The organism is Rhodococcus jostii RHA1 (assembly GCF_000014565.1).
In the GTDB taxonomy this organism is placed as follows: Bacteria; Actinomycetota; Actinomycetes; order Mycobacteriales; family Mycobacteriaceae; genus Rhodococcus_F; species Rhodococcus_F jostii_A.
This window is the reverse complement of the sequence record NC_008268.1, coordinates 7,060,286-7,077,761: the sequence shown is the minus strand read 5'-3', so window position 1 is coordinate 7,077,761 and position 17,476 is coordinate 7,060,286. Positions and strand designations below refer to the sequence as shown.

At 66.6% G+C, this 17,476-nt stretch carries 17 protein-coding genes and 3 pseudogenes; 4 read left to right on the top strand and 16 right to left on the bottom strand.

The genetic code is table 11. The features are described from left to right. Positions 1-21: 21 nt before the first annotated feature. The 3 genes from pyrH to rpsB form a co-directional block, all read right to left on the bottom strand. Entirely contained in the window at positions 22-750 is a 729-nt protein-coding gene (gene pyrH / locus RHA1_RS32155) for a UMP kinase (RefSeq protein ID WP_009479740.1), read from the bottom strand. A 174-nt stretch (positions 751-924) separates the two neighbouring features. Further along, positions 925-1,752 carry a translation elongation factor Ts gene (gene tsf, locus RHA1_RS32150; protein ID WP_005240533.1) on the bottom strand — a complete coding sequence of 276 codons (828 nt, stop codon included), beginning with the start codon at positions 1,750-1,752 and terminating at the stop codon, positions 925-927. Between the two features lie 112 nt (positions 1,753-1,864). Continuing rightward, positions 1,865-2,767, bottom strand: coding sequence for a 30S ribosomal protein S2 (gene rpsB / locus RHA1_RS32145; RefSeq protein WP_011598428.1), 903 nt, complete (start codon positions 2,765-2,767; stop codon positions 1,865-1,867). A 317-nt stretch (positions 2,768-3,084) separates the two neighbouring features. Here rpsB and RHA1_RS52110 point away from each other — a divergent pair. Next, positions 3,085-3,594 (top strand): annotated as a pseudogene (locus RHA1_RS52110) (M23 family metallopeptidase); the annotation flags it as partial. A gap of 34 nt (positions 3,595-3,628) precedes the next feature. Here the strand turns inward: RHA1_RS52110 and RHA1_RS52105 are convergent. Then, positions 3,629-4,559, bottom strand: a pseudogene (locus tag RHA1_RS52105) (MinD/ParA family ATP-binding protein); the annotation flags it as partial. A gap of 311 nt (positions 4,560-4,870) precedes the next feature. Between RHA1_RS52105 and RHA1_RS32130 the strand changes: the two are divergent. Next, positions 4,871-6,751 carry a zinc ribbon domain-containing protein gene (locus RHA1_RS32130; RefSeq protein ID WP_237726979.1) on the top strand — a complete coding sequence of 627 codons (1,881 nt, stop codon included), beginning with the start codon at positions 4,871-4,873 and terminating at the stop codon, positions 6,749-6,751. 332 nt (positions 6,752-7,083) lie between these two features. Next, complete coding sequence (locus RHA1_RS32125; RefSeq protein WP_009479736.1) at positions 7,084-8,253, top strand: multidrug effflux MFS transporter; 1,170 nt, start codon at positions 7,084-7,086, stop codon at positions 8,251-8,253. An 18-nt stretch (positions 8,254-8,271) separates the two neighbouring features. Here the strand turns inward: RHA1_RS32125 and RHA1_RS32120 are convergent, their stop codons facing one another. The 3 genes and pseudogenes from RHA1_RS32120 to RHA1_RS32110 form a co-directional block, all read right to left on the bottom strand. Then, on the bottom strand, positions 8,272-9,051 hold the full coding sequence (locus RHA1_RS32120; RefSeq protein ID WP_009479735.1) for a siderophore-interacting protein: 780 nt from the start codon (positions 9,049-9,051) through the stop codon (positions 8,272-8,274). A 72-nt stretch (positions 9,052-9,123) separates the two neighbouring features. Beyond that, complete coding sequence (locus tag RHA1_RS32115) at positions 9,124-10,671, bottom strand: acyl-CoA carboxylase subunit beta (protein ID WP_011598422.1); 1,548 nt, start codon at positions 10,669-10,671, stop codon at positions 9,124-9,126. 492 nt (positions 10,672-11,163) lie between these two features. Next, positions 11,164-11,664 (bottom strand): annotated as a pseudogene (locus RHA1_RS32110) (DNA-processing protein DprA); the annotation flags it as partial. 152 nt (positions 11,665-11,816) lie between these two features. Here RHA1_RS32110 and RHA1_RS50690 point away from each other — a divergent pair. Then, on the top strand, positions 11,817-11,978 hold the full coding sequence (locus RHA1_RS50690) for a hypothetical protein (RefSeq protein ID WP_167540961.1): 162 nt from the start codon (positions 11,817-11,819) through the stop codon (positions 11,976-11,978). Between the two features lie 1,080 nt (positions 11,979-13,058). Here the strand turns inward: RHA1_RS50690 and RHA1_RS32100 are convergent. The 9 genes from RHA1_RS32100 to RHA1_RS32060 form a co-directional block, all read right to left on the bottom strand. Continuing rightward, on the bottom strand, positions 13,059-13,334 hold the full coding sequence (locus tag RHA1_RS32100) for a hypothetical protein (protein ID WP_011598417.1): 276 nt from the start codon (positions 13,332-13,334) through the stop codon (positions 13,059-13,061). Continuing rightward, complete coding sequence (locus RHA1_RS32095; protein WP_011598416.1) at positions 13,334-13,738, bottom strand: Gp19/Gp15/Gp42 family protein; 405 nt, start codon at positions 13,736-13,738, stop codon at positions 13,334-13,336. The genes RHA1_RS32100 and RHA1_RS32095 overlap by 1 nt, the downstream gene beginning before the upstream one ends. Before the next feature lie 70 nt (positions 13,739-13,808). After that, complete coding sequence (locus tag RHA1_RS32090; RefSeq protein WP_148228420.1) at positions 13,809-14,219, bottom strand: hypothetical protein; 411 nt, start codon at positions 14,217-14,219, stop codon at positions 13,809-13,811. Continuing rightward, entirely contained in the window at positions 14,219-14,503 is a 285-nt protein-coding gene (locus RHA1_RS32085; protein WP_041812220.1) for a hypothetical protein, read from the bottom strand. The genes RHA1_RS32090 and RHA1_RS32085 overlap by 1 nt, the downstream gene beginning before the upstream one ends. Before the next feature lie 466 nt (positions 14,504-14,969). Beyond that, entirely contained in the window at positions 14,970-15,278 is a 309-nt protein-coding gene (locus RHA1_RS32080; RefSeq protein WP_237726978.1) for a hypothetical protein, read from the bottom strand. 36 nt (positions 15,279-15,314) lie between these two features. Beyond that, the gene (locus tag RHA1_RS32075; protein WP_011598412.1) at positions 15,315-15,569 is read right to left on the bottom strand and encodes a hypothetical protein; all 255 of its coding nucleotides are present in this window, start codon (positions 15,567-15,569) and stop codon (positions 15,315-15,317) included. Between the two features lie 186 nt (positions 15,570-15,755). Continuing rightward, entirely contained in the window at positions 15,756-16,583 is an 828-nt protein-coding gene (locus tag RHA1_RS32070; protein WP_011598411.1) for a phage major capsid protein, read from the bottom strand. Between the two features lie 149 nt (positions 16,584-16,732). After that, positions 16,733-17,230, bottom strand: a complete 498-nt coding sequence (locus tag RHA1_RS32065; protein ID WP_011598410.1) for a hypothetical protein — start codon at positions 17,228-17,230, stop codon at positions 16,733-16,735. Beyond that, the gene (locus tag RHA1_RS32060; RefSeq protein WP_011598409.1) at positions 17,227-17,442 is read right to left on the bottom strand and encodes a hypothetical protein; all 216 of its coding nucleotides are present in this window, start codon (positions 17,440-17,442) and stop codon (positions 17,227-17,229) included. Before RHA1_RS32060 ends, RHA1_RS32065 begins: the two co-directional genes overlap by 4 nt. Between the last annotated feature and the right edge of the window lie 34 nt (positions 17,443-17,476).

Here is a 17,476-nt window from a genome sequence, read left to right as displayed (position 1 = left end):
GTGTCGAGCGTGTCACTCGCGTCATGACTTGACGAGCGTTCCGATCTTCTCACCGGACACTGCCCGAGCGATATTCCCCTCGGTCAGCAGATTGAACACCATGATCGGCATCTCGTTGTCCATACAGAGACTGAACGCCGTCGCGTCGGCGACCTTGAGTCCCTGTTCGATGACCTCACGGTGCGTGATCTGCGCGTACATCGTCGCGGTCGGGTCGAGGTTCGGGTCCGCGGTGAACACGCCGTCGACGGCCTTGGCCATCAAGACGACCTCGGCGCCGATCTCGAGTGCGCGCTGCGCGGCGGTCGTGTCGGTCGAGAAGTAGGGCATGCCCATGCCGGCGCCGAAGATCACGACGCGGCCCTTCTCGAGGTGCCGCTGGGCGCGCAGCGGAATGTAGGGCTCCGCCACCTGCCCCATCGTGATCGCCGTCTGCACGCGGCTGTCGATGCCCTCTTTCTCCAGGAAGTCCTGCAGAGCAAGGCAATTCATCACGGTGCCGAGCATGCCCATGTAGTCGGACCGCGCGCGGTCCAAACCTCGCTGCTGCAGTTCCGCACCACGGAAGAAGTTGCCGCCGCCGATGACGACCGCCACCTGCACCCCGGACCGTACGACCTCGGCGATCTGTTCCGCGACCTTGGTCACGACGTCGGGGTCGAGGCCGACCTTGCCACCACCGAACATTTCTCCGCCGAGTTTGAGAAGGACTCGATGGAATCCCGTACGTTCGTTGGCTGGTTCGGACATTGCTCTCCTCAGTTCCACAGCACTCGTCGATTTCGACAGCGGCCGAGCGCACCCACGCGCCTACTCGACCCATTCAGACGGCCATCTTCATCCTGCCTCATCAGGACGGTGGCGGTATACGTAGGCCCCGCCGGGCGAGCGCACTCGTCCGACGGGGCCATACGACTCACACGACTAGCTCGAAGCACCGACCTCGAAGCGAACGAAGCGCTTGATGGTGACGCCGGCCTCGTCGAGGATCGCCTTGACGGACTTCTTGGAGTCCTGCACCGAGGACTGCTCGGTCAGCACGACGTCCTTGAAGTAGCCGTTGACGCGGCCTTCGATGATCTTCGGCAGAGCCTGTTCCGGCTTGCCCTCGGCGCGAGCGGTCTCCTCGGCGATGTGACGCTCGTTGGCGACGATGTCCTCGGGGACCTCGTCGCGCGTGACGTACTTGGCCTTGAGCGCCGCGACCTGCATGGCGGCACCGCGAGCGGCCTCCGCTGCAGCGTCACCCTCACCGGTGTACTCGACGAGGACGCCGACGGCGGGCGGCAGGTCGGCGCTGCGCTTGTGCAGGTAGACCGCGACCGGTCCGTCGAACGAGGCGATCTTGCTCAGGACGAGCTTCTCGCCGATCTTCGCGGACTGCTCCTGGATGACGGTATCGACCGTCTTGCCGTCGAGGTCGAGCGCCTTGAGCGCGTCGACGTCGGCGGGCTTCGCTGCCGCGGCGACCGTGACGATCGACTCGGCGAGCTTCAGGAAGTCCTCGTTCTTCGCGACGAAGTCCGTCTCGCAGTCGAGCTCGAGCAGGACGCCGTCCTTGGAAACGACCAGGCCCTCGGCCGTGGTGCGCTCGGCACGCTTGCCCACGTCCTTGGCGCCCTTGATGCGCAGCTGCTCCACAGCCTTGTCGAAGTCACCCTCGGCCTCAGCGAGAGCGTTCTTGCAGGCCATCATTCCGGAGCCGGTGAGCTCGCGGAGCCGCTTGACGTCAGCGGCGGTGTAGTTCGCCATGGTGAGCGAGCCTCCTCATATGTCTGTCGGGACGTAAGTCAGGGTAGTACTCGGACCAGACCGTGAAACGGCCCTGACCAAAAGATCTCTGGTCAGGGCCGTGTGCATCGGATCAGGCCTCGGTGGAGGGTGCCTCTGCTGCGGGGGCCTCGGCAGCCGGAGCCGCCTGTGCCTCAGCTGCGGGAGCGGCCTCTGCGGCGGGCGCTGCCTCAGCGGCGGGCGCGGCCTCAGCGGCGGGCGCGGCCTGCGAGAGCAGTTCCTGCTCCCACTCGGCGAGGGGTTCGCCGGCGCCGGCCTCGGGCTTCGCGTCCTTGTCGGCGCTCAGTCCGGCACGGGCCTGCACGCCCTCGGCCACTGCGGATGCGACGACCTTGGTGAGCAGGGCGGCGCTGCGGATGGCGTCGTCGTTGCCCGGGATCGGGTAGTCGACGAGGTCGGGGTCGCAGTTGGTGTCCAGGATCGCGATGACCGGGATGTTCAGCTTGCGAGCCTCGGCAACGGCCAGGTGCTCCTTGTTGGTGTCGACGACCCACACCGCGGAGGGGACCTTGGCCATGTCGCGGATACCACCGAGAGTGCGGTCCAGCTTGGTCATCTCACGCGTGAGCATGAGGATCTCCTTCTTGGTGCGACCCTCGAAGCCACCGGTCTGCTCCATTGCCTCGAGCTCCTTGAGGCGGAGAAGACGCTTGTGGACGGTGGTGAAGTTGGTGAGCATGCCGCCGAGCCAACGCTGGTTGACGTAGGGCATCCCGACGCGAGTGGCCTCGGCCGCGATGGATTCCTGGGCCTGCTTCTTGGTGCCGACGAAGAGGACGGTGCCGCCGTGGGCAACGGTCTCCTTGACGAACTCGTACGCCTTGTCGATGTACGTCAGCGTCTGCTGCAAGTCGATGATGTAGATGCCGTTGCGGTCGGTGAAGATGAAACGCTTCATCTTCGGGTTCCAACGACGGGTCTGGTGACCGAAGTGCGTGCCGCTGTCGAGCAGCTGCTTCATTGTTACGACAGCCATGGCTGTGTATCTCTCTTTCATTGCCGGTTGATGCAGAGCATCTCGAGACGCTCCACCCTGGCGCCCGCAGACCATCGGACTCACACCGAGGTGCGAGACCAGCCGATGGCCGATAACCTGCGCGGGCGCGCGAAGTCGGACTGTGGGAGCACAGACCGCTCGATCAGTGTACGGCCTCCACGCCGAACGCCCTAACCGCCCTGCCACACCGCGGCCGCGCGTGCAAGGGTTTCGCAGGATCTGTGGACAAAACGTAGTCGATCCACATTCTCGTCCGCTGCCCGTTCACCGGCCCGGACGTACGGGATCGTCCATCCATGACGACATTCGGGGCGATCGTGCGGGCACTCACGGCGTCCACGCTGCTGACCGCCGCTGCGCTCTTCGCCCCGCCCGCCGACGCCGCGCCGACCGGTGAATTCGACTGGCCGCTGCACCCACGACCCCGGGTGGTCCGGGCGTTCGACAACCCCGAGCGCGACTGGCTTCCCGGCCATCGCGGCGTGGATCTGGGCGGCGTGCCCGACGAGGCCGTCCTGTCCGCAGGTACGGGTGTGGTGGTGTTCGCCGGCACGGTGGCGGGCAAACCCGTCGTCTCCGTCGACCACCCGGGTGGGCTCCGCACAACGTACGAGCCGGTGACCGCCCGGGTCACCCCCGGGCAGCGCGTGGGCCGTGGCACCGTCCTCGGCACGCTCGAACCCGGGCACCCGCGCTGCATCACCTTGGTCGCCGCGTGCCTGCACTGGGGTCTTCGCCGCGACCGTGAGTACCTCGACCCGCTCGGGCTCGTCCGCGTGGCGCCGGTGCGGCGCTACCCGTCGGGGCCCCCGACCGCGGTGGCTCGCGCCACTCCGCGACGGCGTGCCTGCCTGCCGACTCCGGGAAGTCGTCCGCGACCATCGCCGCGAGTTCGACGAATGCCTTCCGCGTCGCCGGACGCAGCAGGTCCAGATCCACCACCGACCCCTCGGCGAGGTGCCCGTCGAACGGCACCACCTTCACGGCGCGGCACCGGAGCAGGAAGTGATTGGTCAGTTCCGTCATGTCGATCGTGCCCGAGCCGGGCCGGGCGGCGCTGATCTTGACGACCGTCCGCGAGACCAGGTGCCCGTAACCGTGGTGCTGCAACCAGTCCAGCGGAGCGGCGGCACTGCGGGCTCCGTCGACGGCCGGCGAGCTCACCAGCACCATAGGGAATTGGCGAGTTGCAGAACGCCGTTCATCGCCGAATGCATGATGCCGGTGCCGCAGTCGGTGAGGATGATGTTGTAGTGCACCTGCAGTGTCGATCACCCGCCGGTAGTCGTCGTCGGAGATCGCCGGGTCCTGTTCGCTCGCGAGCACCTCGAGACGGCTCGGCGCCTACGACGTGTGGGCCCCGCACATCTGAGTAACGCCGGATGGTCGACTGCGCCGCGATGGGATCACGGACGGTCGAATGCGTCTGCAGGAGCACACATTGCGAGAGCGTCCCGAAGTCGGGGTTGGCGTCGACGGCGATCACGCAGTCGCCGCGCAATGACGCGAACGTCGATCCCAGCCCGATCGTGGTCGTCATCTTGCCGATGCCGCCCTTCAAGGACAGGAAGGCAATTCGATAGTCCCCCTGGATCGGCTGCCGGATGCGGTCGAGCAGTACCGCTTCGCCCGTCTCACCTGCCGACGCTCCCGGATTCACCGATCCCCTGGTGAGCCGGTGCAGTCCGCGCCGCCACCCTCGGCTCGGCGCCTTGCGTGCCCGTTCGAGGAGCGCATCCGCCACCAGATCCTGACTGGTCACCTGATGCCGGTTGGCTCCAGGGCGGGACCGTCCCAGGATTGCTGCCCCACTGATCGGCCGCGGTGTCGCTCGCGGCCACGGCCCAGACATTCTCTAAGCAGGAGTCCACGCCTACCGGCCGGCTCCCAGTTCCCGAACAAGGACACCACTCGACCAGACACCGAGCCCGCAGACGACCACTCAAAAAGCCAGGGATCACCAGGTGTCCCGGTCGGACGTTCGGCCCGCCTGCGGACTCCCCCCGAGGCTAAATGTCGGAGGCCGGCGTTACAGTCGAGGTCTTACGCACCCGGTTGCCACATGTACTGGTGGGAGGGTTGATGGATGACGTAACGGCGGTGCCGGCATCGTTGTCCGGCGTGGTTTCTGGGCGCTCTGGTCGCCACGGAATCAACGACGGGGTCTCCACGACGCCGCGGCAGTTCTCGTTCACCACCCGCGCCCACGTGGCGGTCGACGACGCGACCGGTGAGCGGATCGGCCTCGATGACGTCGACACCCGGGTGGGGTGGCTGCTCGATCTGATTGCAGGTGCTGGCGCCGAGTTGGTGTCGCGGCTGTGGCGGCCGGCGACGTTCGACGTGCTCGCCGCCGGCCGTGACCGCCAGGACCGCAGGCTGCCCGCACAGGGTCATGTCGCCGCGGCGCGGCTCGGCTGGGATCCGTTCTATCCGGACGGGGTCTATGTGCCGTCGCGGGTGAGCCGGGTGGTGACCGCGCAGGTGCTGGCAACCCTGCGGAGCCTGACCTACCGGGACACCGCGATCGCGGCACTGTCGACCCGATTCGACCCGGCCACCGGTCGTCTGACCGCACCCACCGAGCCGGGCGACTCTGTGCCCTCGGGTTTCGCTCGGGGTGTGCGGCGCCAGCTCGCCGCACGCGCCCGCTCCAGTGGCGGGGCACCGGCCGGCCGGTTGCGGATCACCGACCTGCAGGGACCACCGCAGATCGCGGCCATGGCCCGACTGTCGGCCGCCGATCGGCAGCTCGCGCAGCTTGCCGTCACCGTCGCAGAGCATGAGCTGGTGTTGACGGTGAAGCTGCCGACCTGTCCCGCGCTGGTGGGGCGGGCGCAGTGGCGGCGGGTGCGGCTGACCGCGGCCATCCCCGCGCACCTGTGCGGCCGGCCTGTCATCGATTGGCATCTGCCGATCCTGGTCCTCGACCGCCGGGGTCTGTTGTGGCGGTGCGCCGCGACCGAACTCGTCCCGGCAGGCGACCTGGACTCGGCCGCGGTCGCGGTGGGCGTGGATTGGTCCCCGTCCACGCTCGGTGCCGCCGCCATCACCACCGACAGCCCGGAGGGGCTGGTGTCGGATTACCGGGGCTTCACCTACGACGACCGGGGCCTCGGAATCAAACTGGCGCGCCTGCAGGCCGAGGGGCAGCTGCTGCACGCCAAGGCCGCCCGGCTGACCCGGCTGGCCGCCACCGCCCCACCGGAGGTCCGCGCCCAGCTGGAGGCGAAGATCGCCGTCCTCGACGAACACCGCACCGCGGTGGGTGCCAAGCGGGGGAAGATCAACCGGGAACTCGCGTTCCACTTCGCCTGCCAGGTCACCGACTACGCCACCACCGCGGGAGCGCAGGTGATCGCGGTGGAAGATCTCAGCACCCTCGAGACCCGCGGACACGGCCGGGTCAACAACAACCGGGCCGCGCAGTCCGCCCGCCGCCAAGCGGTCGCCGCCCTCGCGCACACCGCCGCAGCCGTTGGTATCGCGGTGGTCTCGGTGCCCGCCCGGGGATCGTCCGCATGGTGTCCGGGCTGCGACGAACCACTTGCCCGTCCCGGCGGCTATCACGACGCGTGGTGCCCGGGCTGCCGGGTCGGTGGCAACCGCGACCACCTCGCCGGGGTGAACCTGGCCAAACGCGCACTGCTCGGCAAAGGCAAGGTCACCCGCCGGCGGGGGCAGCTGCCCGCGGTCCGGGTCGCCGAACACGCGCCGGTCCGGCCATCGCGCGACAAAACCGGTCCGACCCCGAGCAGGCCCCGGCATCGCCGGGTCCGCCGCAGCCTGCCCACCGTGACGCCGCGGTTGGGGGTGACTCCGAAACAGCATGTTCCTGCACCACAAGCGTCGGTGTGGGACACGGTCCAACCCACACCACCGCACGGTGACGCGGGTAGCCGTGACACACGTCCATCTCAGGCGCCCGCCACACCAGTGGCAGACAGTCCGAGATCTACGTAGACGCTGTGAAGTTGCGCACCTCCGGGGCGATGCTGGCCGCAGCCTGCCCGCGAGCCACGACCGCAGCACCTGGATGTCGAGCTCGCCGAGGTGTGCCTCCGGTGACGTCGACAACCAGTACCGCAGTAGCGACTCGCGTCCGCGACGTACGCCTTCACGGTGTGCTGCGATCGGCCGCGTTCGAGCCCGAGATGCGCGCGTACTCCTCGAGTACCAGCTCCAACGGTGCCGGTAGGTCGCTGCTCATGGTGGCAACAGTCGACTCGGGCGGGAGATAAATCAAGCAGCCGCGCCGCTAGAGTTCTTTTGTGCAGCGAACGATCTCCATTCCCATGTTGTGTGTCCTGGCGTTACTGTCCGCGATCGCGCCGCTGGCTACCGACATGTATCTCCCCGGTCTCCCCCTGATGACTGAGAGCCTGAACACGTCGGCGCCGAGCGTGCAGTTGACATTGACCACGTTCATGGCAGGGCTCGGAATCGGGCAGCTCGTCGTCGGACCGCTGTCGGACGGCCTCGGACGCCGTCGTCTGCTGATCGGCGCCACCGTCGTGACGACCCTCGCCGCGATGGCGTGCGCTCTCGCGCCCACCGTGGAAACCCTCATCGCTGCAAGACTTTTCCAGGGGCTGAGTGGTGGCGCGGCGATCGTGCTCGCACGCGCCTGCATCGCCGACCGGGCCCGTGGAGACAACGCCGCCCGGCTCTTCAGCATCATGATGATCATCGGCGGGGTTGCGCCGGTCGTCGCACCGTTGATGGGCGGCGCACTGCTCGGACCGGTCGGCTGGCGAGGGATCTTCTGGGTGCTCACCGTCGCCGGTGTGGTGATGTTCGCGGGAGTGCTGATCCTCGTCCCGGAGACGCTTCCCGAGGAGAACCGGCACGGCGGCGGGCTCACTGCACTGGTCCGGAATCTGCGTTACGTCGTCGGCAACCGTGTCTACCTGGGTTACGCGTTCACGTTCATGTTCGGGTTCGTCGCGCTCTTCTCGTACATCTCCGCATCCCCTTTCGTTGTGCAGAACGTCCTCGGGCTCAGCCCGGTGCAGTTCTCCATGGTGTTCGCGGTGAACGCGGCGGGCATGGTGAGCGCCGCGATCGTGAACACGCGGCTCGTGGGCACATTCCATGCCCGGCAACTGCTGGGGTTCGGGGTCACGCTGCTCCTGGCAGCGGGCGTCGTGCTGCTTCTCGCCGCGGTGCTGATCGATTCGCCGCCGTGGTGGGCGATCCTGATTCCGTTGTTCGTCTCGGTGTCGAGCATCGGGTTCGTGATGGGCAATGCGACGGCGCTGGCCCAGGGCGAGGTGACCAAGGCGTCCGGCACCGGGTCAGCGCTCCTCGGCGCCGGCCAGTTCGGCCTCGCCGCGGTGGTCTCGCCGCTCGTCGGCATCGCCGGCCCCGACACCGCAGTGCCGATGGCCGTCGCGATCCCGACCGCGGGCGCCGTGGCGATGCTGTCGCTGGTGGTGCTGACGCGGCGGACGCACCTCTCGTAGCGCGTCCACCGCACCGGGTCAGCGGGAGGCACCCTCGCTCGCGGCGAGCTCGGACTTCCACACGCGGAAGCCCTCCTCGGTGCGACCGCGACGCCAGTAGCCGGAGATGGACGCGGCCGACGCGGGGACGCCTCGTTCCTTACGCACGTAGGAGCGCAGGTTGTGCATGACGGCCTGCGCCTCACCGTGAATGAAGACCTGCGCCGTTCCGGGCAGCCATGCGGTATCGCGCACTGCCGCGACGAGGGGTGCGTTGTCCCCGGACGCCTCTTCACCGATCCGGTCCGACGTGTCGCCGCGGTGAATCCAGGTGACGTCGACGCCGGCGGGCGAGTCGAAGACGATTTCGTCCTCCGGGCCGGCGACCTCGATGATGACCCGTCCGACAGCCGACGCGTCCAGCTTCTCGACGGACGCCGAGATGGCGGGAATTGCGGTCTCGTCGCCGGCGAGCAGGTACCAGTCGGCTGCCGGGTCCGGCGCGAACGCGCCGCTGGGGCCGCGCAACCGGAGGACGTCACCGGCCGCCGCGGATGCCGCCCACGGTCCAGCGACGCCGGCGTCGCCGTGCACCACGAAATCGATGGCGATCTCTCGCTTCACCGAATCCACCGACCGGATCGTGTACGTGCGCAGGACGGGCTCGTCGGGGCTCCCGAATTCGAGTTTCGCGTACGCATCGGTGTAGGAATTTGGAACGAAGCTGTCGAATCCCGGGTCGCCGAGGAATACCCGCACCATGTGCGGGGTCAGCCATTCGGTCCGGAGCACGGTCAGTGTCGCAGTCGGCTTTGCCACAGGCATCTCTCCAATGAACTCAAGTTGGTTAGTGTTACCTAACTACGGTACAGGAGTGACTGGCGACGGCGGTCAGAGCGGAATCAGGTGGTGCTTCTGCTCGCCGCGGGCGGAGCGCTTGTCGCGGAGCAACGTCAACGCCCGCCGGATCTCGAGCCGGGTGGCGGACGGTTCGATCACCGCGTCGATGTAGCCGCGCTCGGCGGCCGAATACGGTGTCGCGACGTTCTCGTTGTAGGCGTCGACGAGTTGCTGCCGCATCGCCTCCTGTTCCTCGCCGGCAGCTTCGAGTTCGCGGTGGTAGAGGAGACTGATCGCGGCCTCGGCGCCCATGACCGCGATGCGTGCGGTCGGCCAGGCGAAGTTCACGTCGGCACCGAGTTGCTTGCACCCCATCACCGCGTATCCGCCGCCGTAGGACTTACGGACCACAACAGTCACTTTCGGCACCGTGGCCGCCGCGAACGCCTGCAGGAAGCGGCCGCCGCTGCGGAGCACGCCGTTCCGCTCCTGTTCCAGCCCGGGTAGGAAGCCCGGCGTGTCGACGACGAACACGAGCGGAATCTCGTAGGCGTCGCAGATCCGCACGAAGCGGGCTGCCTTGTCGGCACCGACCTGATCCAGTGCTCCACTGAGGAATTGCGGCTGGTTGGCCACCACTCCGACGGATCGTCCGTCCACCCGGGAGAATCCGGTGATCACGTTCGGTGCCGTTTGCGCGGCGAGTTCGTGGAAGTCTCCGTCGTCGAAGATGTTCAGCAGCAGGTCGTGCATGTCGTAGGCGGCATTGTCGGCGTCCGGCATGAACTCGTTCAACGCCAGATCGTTGTCGGTGATCTCGGGTTCGAGTCCCGGGTTCACGATGGGCGCCTCTTCGTGCCTGCTGGACGGGAGGAAGCCGAGATAATCACGCACCCAGGCGAACGCCGCTTCCTCGCTTGGCGCGACGTGGTGGACGTTCCCGTTCTCGGCCTGGGCGCGGGCGCCGCCGAGTTCGTCGAGGGTGACGTCCTCGCCGGTGACGGATTTGATGACTCCGGGACCGGTGACGAACATGTACGCCTGCTCGTCCACGGCGACAACGAGGTCTGTGTTGATCGGCGCGTACGCCGCGCCGCCCGCGCATTTGCCGAGGAGGATCGAGACCTGCGGGCACACTCCCGACAGCGGGATCTGGCGGCGGCCCATTTCGGCGTACCAGGCGAGCGACGTGACGGCGTCCTGTACGCGTGCGCCGCCGGAGTCGTTGATGCCCACGCAGGGGCAGCCGATCCGTCCGGCGAATTCGATGATCGATGCGACCTTGCGACCGAACATCTCCCCCACGCTGCCACCGAACACGGTGTGGTCGTGCGAGAACACCGCCACCGGACGTCCGTCGACGGTTCCGTGGCCGGTGACGACGCCGTCACCGTAGGGGTTGTCGGGGGCTCCCGGGTTCTTCGCCATCTGTCCGACCTCGATGAAGCTGCCGGAATCGAGCAGCATCCGGATCCGTTCGCGGGGTCCGGGCAGACCTTTCTGCTTGCGCCGCGCGATCGCCCTCGGGCTCCCCGCATTCAGCGACTGCTCGAGCCGATCCTCGAGATCGGCGAGCAGTTCCGCCGTGGTCCTGGTCATGTGAGATTCCTCCTCGAGACGCACCCGCGAGCGGACTGCACTCCCGGACCGCCGGTAGTTGCCTCATCGGACACCGTATGTGCACCGACCGGACGCTGTGGGTGAGCCGACTGGACTCCAAGTACCCACGACGGGCGCAACTACCCCTCCGGCACAACGCTGGGTGGAGTGGAAACCGTCGACCGGAGCGCTGCGAGGACTTCACAGACTCGATCGCCCCGGGGCGCGATGTCGGCCCGGGGCGTGCCCTCAGGCAACCGGCAGCTAGCTCCGCTACGAGCCGGAGGCGATCAACAGGCTCAACACCTGCGCGACGAAGTTCCGCCACAAGTCCTCGGCTGACCCCATATCTCACTCCTTCGTGCGGTTGTGAGGTGCGATATGAAAGTTTCTACCCCAACGTGACGTCGATCAGTCGCTTCGACTCGCATTAGGGGCAACCGAGCACGATGAAGTGCGCGCCGAGCGGACTCCCGACTGGCTCGTCACCCCTCACCTCTGCCGCGACCACCCCGTGTCGTCGGAGCCGACGAAGCCCTCCATCTCCAGAAGCGGCAGCACAGCCCGAACCTGCTCCACCGCGACCCCGGACAGTTCGGACAACTCCCGGACCCCACGCGGCCCGACCGCGGGCAACGACTCGTACACCAGCAGGGCGTCCCCCGACAGCGCATCCAGATCGCGGACCACGTCGGGGCCGTCCCGCAGCCCGATCGGCCCGGCCTCCTCCACCACGTCACCGGCATTCGCGACCAACCGCGCCTCCCCCTCCCGAATCATCCGATTGCACCCCGTCGACGACGCCGACGTCACCGGACCCGGCACGGCCATCACGGGACGCCCCAGCTTGCGCGCCCAACTCGCCGTTTTCCGCGCACCGCTGCGCCACCCTGCCTCCACCACGACCACCCCGTCGGACAGGCTCGCCACCAACCGATTCCGCGCCAGGAACCGATGCTTCGCCGGTGTCGTGCCCGGTGCGTAGTCCCCTACTCGCTATTACCACCACATAGCGAGTGACCCCCGAGGTGCGCCAACACCTGCTGGGGGTCTAGGACACAACGGAGTACGCCGTTATGAACCGTTTCCGCAGCATAGCTGTATCCGTCACCTGCGAGGTTGAGAGCGCGTATCCCGAGCGTGTCGTGCTCGGGACCACATCCGCTCCTGTCGAGTTCATCCAGGAGCGCATCGACGGCGTAGCCCGGATCTCGGGTGATCCGGTCACCGAGGTCTGGACCGACGAGGACGGCTCGACCGTCGCCCGGTTCGAGTCCGGCACCCACCGCATCTACCGCGTCAGCTAACGACCCGTTCCGTCTCCCAGGGCGCAATCCCTGGGGGCGCGGTGCGGGCCTTTGGCCTGCCGTCGTTACCAGGTGTGTTCGACGTAAACCAACCACTGCCGGGAAACGCTGGGCTGTACGGCAAGCCCAAATCGAATGCCAAACCGACCTGATCAGCGGCTAGGCCCGATTCACAACGGACGTGTGCGGTTAGCACGCCCGGCGGGCAGAGGGCTCTATGCCGCGATTGAGCTGGGTTACTTACAAGGGGTGGAGGCTGCCGTTCGTGCCCCTCCGCACCATCACCGGAGGATCACCGATGCACCTGGACAGACGAGACTGCCCCGACTGGATGCATATTCACCAGTGGCTCTACCTCGAACAGACCTCACCTCGTGTACTCCTCGGAGTGCTCCCCCAGGTGAAGTACAACCGTGAACGGCACCGGGCCGAGCGCACTCCTGAGTCCAGGGTTCCGGTCAACCCTGCTGGGATGATTCGTCAGCGGTTCCCGCAGAAGTTCCCCCAGGGCAACAAGTGTGACCTGTGCGGAGTCCGAACCGTACGGGGCGAGTCGGTAGCCTACTGGGGCTCGGGACCATCGTTCGGGCACGCGTTGTGCCGGGTCGCGGAGTGGACGTCACTCCACGACGCACGACAGGCCAGGCGTAAGCAGGATGCCGCCCAGGCGCGGCGGCGTCGGGAAGGCACCGCGTGAGTGTTCCAGGGAGAGCGACCGTAACCACGGCGGAATACCGCCGGTACATCAACAGCCCCGAATGGAGACGGACCAGAGAGCGATACTGGTCCTCCAAGCTCCCGACCGATTGCTACTGCTGCGGTCGGCCTCGGCACCCTGGGATGCACCTGCACCACCGGACCTACAAGAACCTTGGTGCGGAACGGCTGATGGACCTGGTCCCGGTCTGTGCGGAGTGCCACGACGAGATCCACCGGCTACACCGGGGAGATCCCAGATGGAAGTCCAAGGGACTCTGGTACGTGACCAAACACGTTCGGAAGACGAAACGACCGTAGGACCGCCTGAGATCCACGGAGACGGCCTAGCAGACGACCGGCAGGGGTACGGGTACCCCTGGATCACTTGCGGATCATGACGTACTCGGCCTGTGCCGTACGAGGAGATCCGCCGTCGATCATGTACCGCTGGCCGTTCCACTCCACCGCGGATTGTGCAGCGAGCTGACCGGGGTATCCGACCAGCCGTAGCCGGTGCTTCGACGGGGTGCTGTCGTCGGTCTGTACGACAGCTCGGGTCAGGACTCCGACCGCGCCGGGTCGGGTCAGGGTGTTGCCGTCGTCGTCGATGACGACGGTCTCGGGGTAGACCGTGACCAGGTCGGTTCGTCGGCTCATCAGCCGCCCATCGCAAACGCCACGTTCGGTTGCGGCGTGGTCAGATTCGGGACGATGACAGCCATTCGGGAGACGGAGTTGACTCCGAGGATCTCCCACTCCTCGTCGGTGATCGTCAGCTTGCCGCTGGAGAGATCCGACTGGAGCTGGTAGGTGTACCCACCGTCAGTCTCCGAGAGGTAGCCCTCTGGGTTGCGGACGACCCGAAGCACGGCGTCCGCCTCGATGTCGACCACGTCGGCCTGGTCGATGGATCCGGCAGTGATCCGGTCGGCAAGATCCGGGATCCGACGAATGATCATGCGCTCGACCTGTTCGAGTCGGCGCTCGATGAGCGCCATCACCTCAGGCTCAGGCTCTTTCGCCCACAGCGTGGTTACGTCAGCCGCTACGGCGTACGCCATTCCTTCTCTCTTTCGTAGTGTGGAGCGCCTGCCTGCTTTTGGCCGGCGCGGAGCACGGTCGCCTGGTTCGTCATCGGGTCACAAAGACTCTCTTTTGACTGCGGCGCAACCGCTCGGCGCGGGCGGCCTGGAGGTCCAGGTCTTCTTGGGTGGGTTCGTACGGTTTCTCGATGACTGGAGGTGGCGGAGCCGCCCACTCGTAGATCCCGACCGGCATCGACAGCGCGTGCCGGTAGTAGTCAGCAGCCGAACAACCGGCTGCGTTCATCACTGCAGGTGGCAGCTTGTGGTCGTGACCTGGGGCGGCGTGGTTGAGCCAGTCGACGACCTGGCGGCGCATCGCCTGGTAGTCGCCGGGGGTATACAGACCCTCCAGCGACCGGAGATCGTTCGGGAGAAGCGCAGCCAGAGCCTCGGGGCTCGTGGCTGACGGCTTGCGATTGCGTCGCCTGGTGGGCGACATCCCAGTACCTCGTGGCATCAGTCCTCCTCGGCGGGTGCGAAGTTGAGACGGGCGAGGAGCTGGGCGAGTAGCGCCCGCTGGAATCGGACCTCGGAGATCAGAGGGTGAATCACCATCTGGCCTGCGGAGCCTCGTACGGTGAGCGGCTGGTCGGCAGTCGCGCGGTCCAGCTCGGCGATGGTGTCGGAGACGCGGCAGGCGTGGGCGAGGATCTCCAGCTTGGCTGGCTCGTTGTCCAGCTCGTACTCGTCTAGGACGGTTCTCCAGAGTTTCTGGCCTGCCGACCCGAAACCCTTCGGCATTCGTGGCCGCATAGGCGTTTCAACTCCTCTATCTGAAGGGGGAAGTTGCCCTTGACCAGGGCATCTGGTGAAAAAATCAGGTTCTGAAAACCGCACGTGATGGGGCAGGCGTATCACGTACCGGTCTGGAAGGGGGTATGGGGAACCCGTCCCTGGGGGTGTGCGACACCTTGTCTGACCTGCAGAGATGGGTCGATCAGCATCGCCCTCGTGGGGTCGACTGACTGAGGCGCACACACGCGCCTGTGCGGGGCCGAGGGATACCCCGGATACAGGGGCCTACCTGCGACTACGCGGCCCTTACTGTGTGCTGCAGCGTGTGCTGCGTTACCCGAGGCAGCTCAACCTGTGCAGTGTGCGTGCAAGCGCACCACCACGACTACCCAGATAGGGCAGGGTCTGCTGTGTCTACTCGAGTACCCGGCCTACCGGGTGCGTACTGAGCAGCTTGTGGAGCTGGCTCATCTCATGCCAACTCGGACAGATCTCCTGTTGTGACGGGTGCGCCGTTGCGGAGCCGGTCGAACGCCGAGGTGGCGGACTCGCCAGCCTGGAACGCTTTGTCGAGGGCCTGGAGCAACAGGCTGCGTGCCCCGTTGGCAGCCGGGGTGCCGTCACTCTCGGGGAACAGGATGTTGTCGTCGTTCGTGTAGAGGGTCACACCCTCGTACGGGTGTGCCCAGCGACCAGGGCCTTCCAGAGGGATTGCCTCGAAGTCGTCCATAGGCTCGATTGCCTGTGCCTGGCTCGCGATCTTGTCGTCCCAGCTACTCACTTCAGGCCCCCTCGTCATCCGCTCAACCAGCCGATTCTATCGGCCAGCTCGTCCCTTGCGGATCTCCTGCCACTGCTTGGGGCTGATGCCTACCTCCATCGCCTTGATGCGTAGCTGGTACCCCAGCTCCAGATACCGGCTGCAGGCGTCGCTGAGGGCGACTGCCTCGGTCCATAGCTCGGTGGTCAGCGGGGTATCCCCGATGTACTCGCAGGTCCGCTGGGTGTTCTCCAGCTCCTGCGCGATAGCTCGGCAGAGATAGCTGCAGTTTTGCCCCACTGCGGAAGTCATACCGGGGCATCCCTCGCGGGGGCATGGATGCGGTCTGCCGGTGGTCTGTTCGGTGGTCATGGCGGGCTTCTCTCCTCGTTGGTCTGGAAACCACCAGGGGGCCGTCCCGAAGAACGACCCCCCCAGCGGCGTATTCAGTTGTCAGGGAACGGATTCAGATCCGTTCCGGGGGATGTCAAGCTGACATCAGGCGGCATCGTGCAGGCGGACGATGCCAGCGGGGTTCGCGAACCCGAACCCGACACGGGAGACCGCGCGAATCTGGGTGGCGTCCGAGCCGAACGCGGCATCCTTCGAGGTCGCAAGCGTGGTGCCCTTGCGGCGCACGGTGAGCACCTGCGAGGAGTCCAGCGCCCACGCGTTGCCAGCAGTGACGTACGGAGAGACCAGCGCGATCAGACCGGCGAGCTTGACGCCGTCGTCCACGGTTTCCAGAAGACCCTGGTTCGAGCCGGTAGCGGTCTTCGCCTTCGCCAGCGCCAGGGCGACATCCGGGGCCAGGACGATATGCGTCAGCTCGGCACCGTTGGCGAGCGCCTCAGACTTCGCATCGTGGACGTAGTCGAGCGTGGTCCAGCCAGCTCCGGTGTCGACCACCTGGACGCCAGAGACCGAGAGCAGACCCGAGGGGCCGTTGGTCACGGTGTTTCCGAAGAACGCGGCATCGGTCTTGTTGGCGATGTCGCGGGCCAGTGCCTTACCGATGATCGACGCGGCAGCCGGGTCGGTGTCGTCCGCAGCTTCGTTGGAGATCTGGGTACGACCAGCGACCTTGGTCGGCACGATGACCAGTTCGTCGGTCTCAGGATCGACCAGCGTGATCTCGGTGTTCTCGGCGAACCAGCCGGTCGACGGGTCCGAGACCAGGATCGGGACGCGGATCTGGTGCTTGTCGGTGTTGACGACGGTCGCGGCCTGGAACGCAACCGACTTGGCGTCGACCTCGGTGTCGATCAGCTTGCCGTAGTCCTCGGGGGTGAAAGCATTCTCGAGGCCGGAATTCAGTACTGCCATGGTGTCCTCCTGGACATGAGAAAGGCCCCTGGCTCGATTGCCAGAGGCCTTGATGGGTGATTCGAGAGAGACGGTCACAGACCGAATCTCGTTGGGGCACAGCCCCTTAATGTGGACGGGGAGTCACGGACTCCCAGTGTCCGAAGCTTCTAAGAGCCGACGAAGTAGAGGTTGGGAGTCGCTCCCGAGCCTGAGAACATCGATTCCCACGACGGGGCCGCTGCCTTCGGCTTGCCACCTCCGGTGCCCTGGGTCGGGTCGAACGCAGGGGCGTTCTTCCGCAGACCAGGGCGCTCCTCCAGGACGGCGGCGACATCAGCCGCCACCTTGGCGGAGTCGACGTTGCCGTGGTCGTCGAGGTAGTCAGCCGGTCCGTTGCCGCTGAGGGTGAACACGTCGGATCCGTGAGACAAACCGGCCTCGGTGGCCAGTCGCTCAACCTCGGCACGCTGCATGCGCTCGATGCGGGCGTTGGCGGTCACCAGCTCCTCGCGGGCTTCGTTGCGCTCTACCCGGTACCGGGCTTCTTTGTTGCCCTTCTGAGGCTCGTTGGGCGCTTCCGGCGTATCGGTATCTGAATCGGTAGAAACTCCGTCAGCGTTGCTCTCAGCGCCGGGAATCGATGTCGTGGTTTCGGATGTGGTCATGCTGCTTTCCTGTTCCGGCGCATCCAGAGCGCCTCACGGAGGGTCATCGGGTTTGTGTCATCGGGGAGACCGAGACGCTTGGCGGTCTCGGCGCGCTTCTCGGGGTCCAGCGGCCACGGCGTGCCGCCTCCCTCGATCACGGCTGCCTCGTACTGCTGGCCGTGTCGCTCCCACCAGGCCTCGAACGTCGCGGGCCGTTCGTATCGGCTCATCGGGCCAACCTCCGGGCGTCCAGCGCCAGGGCCG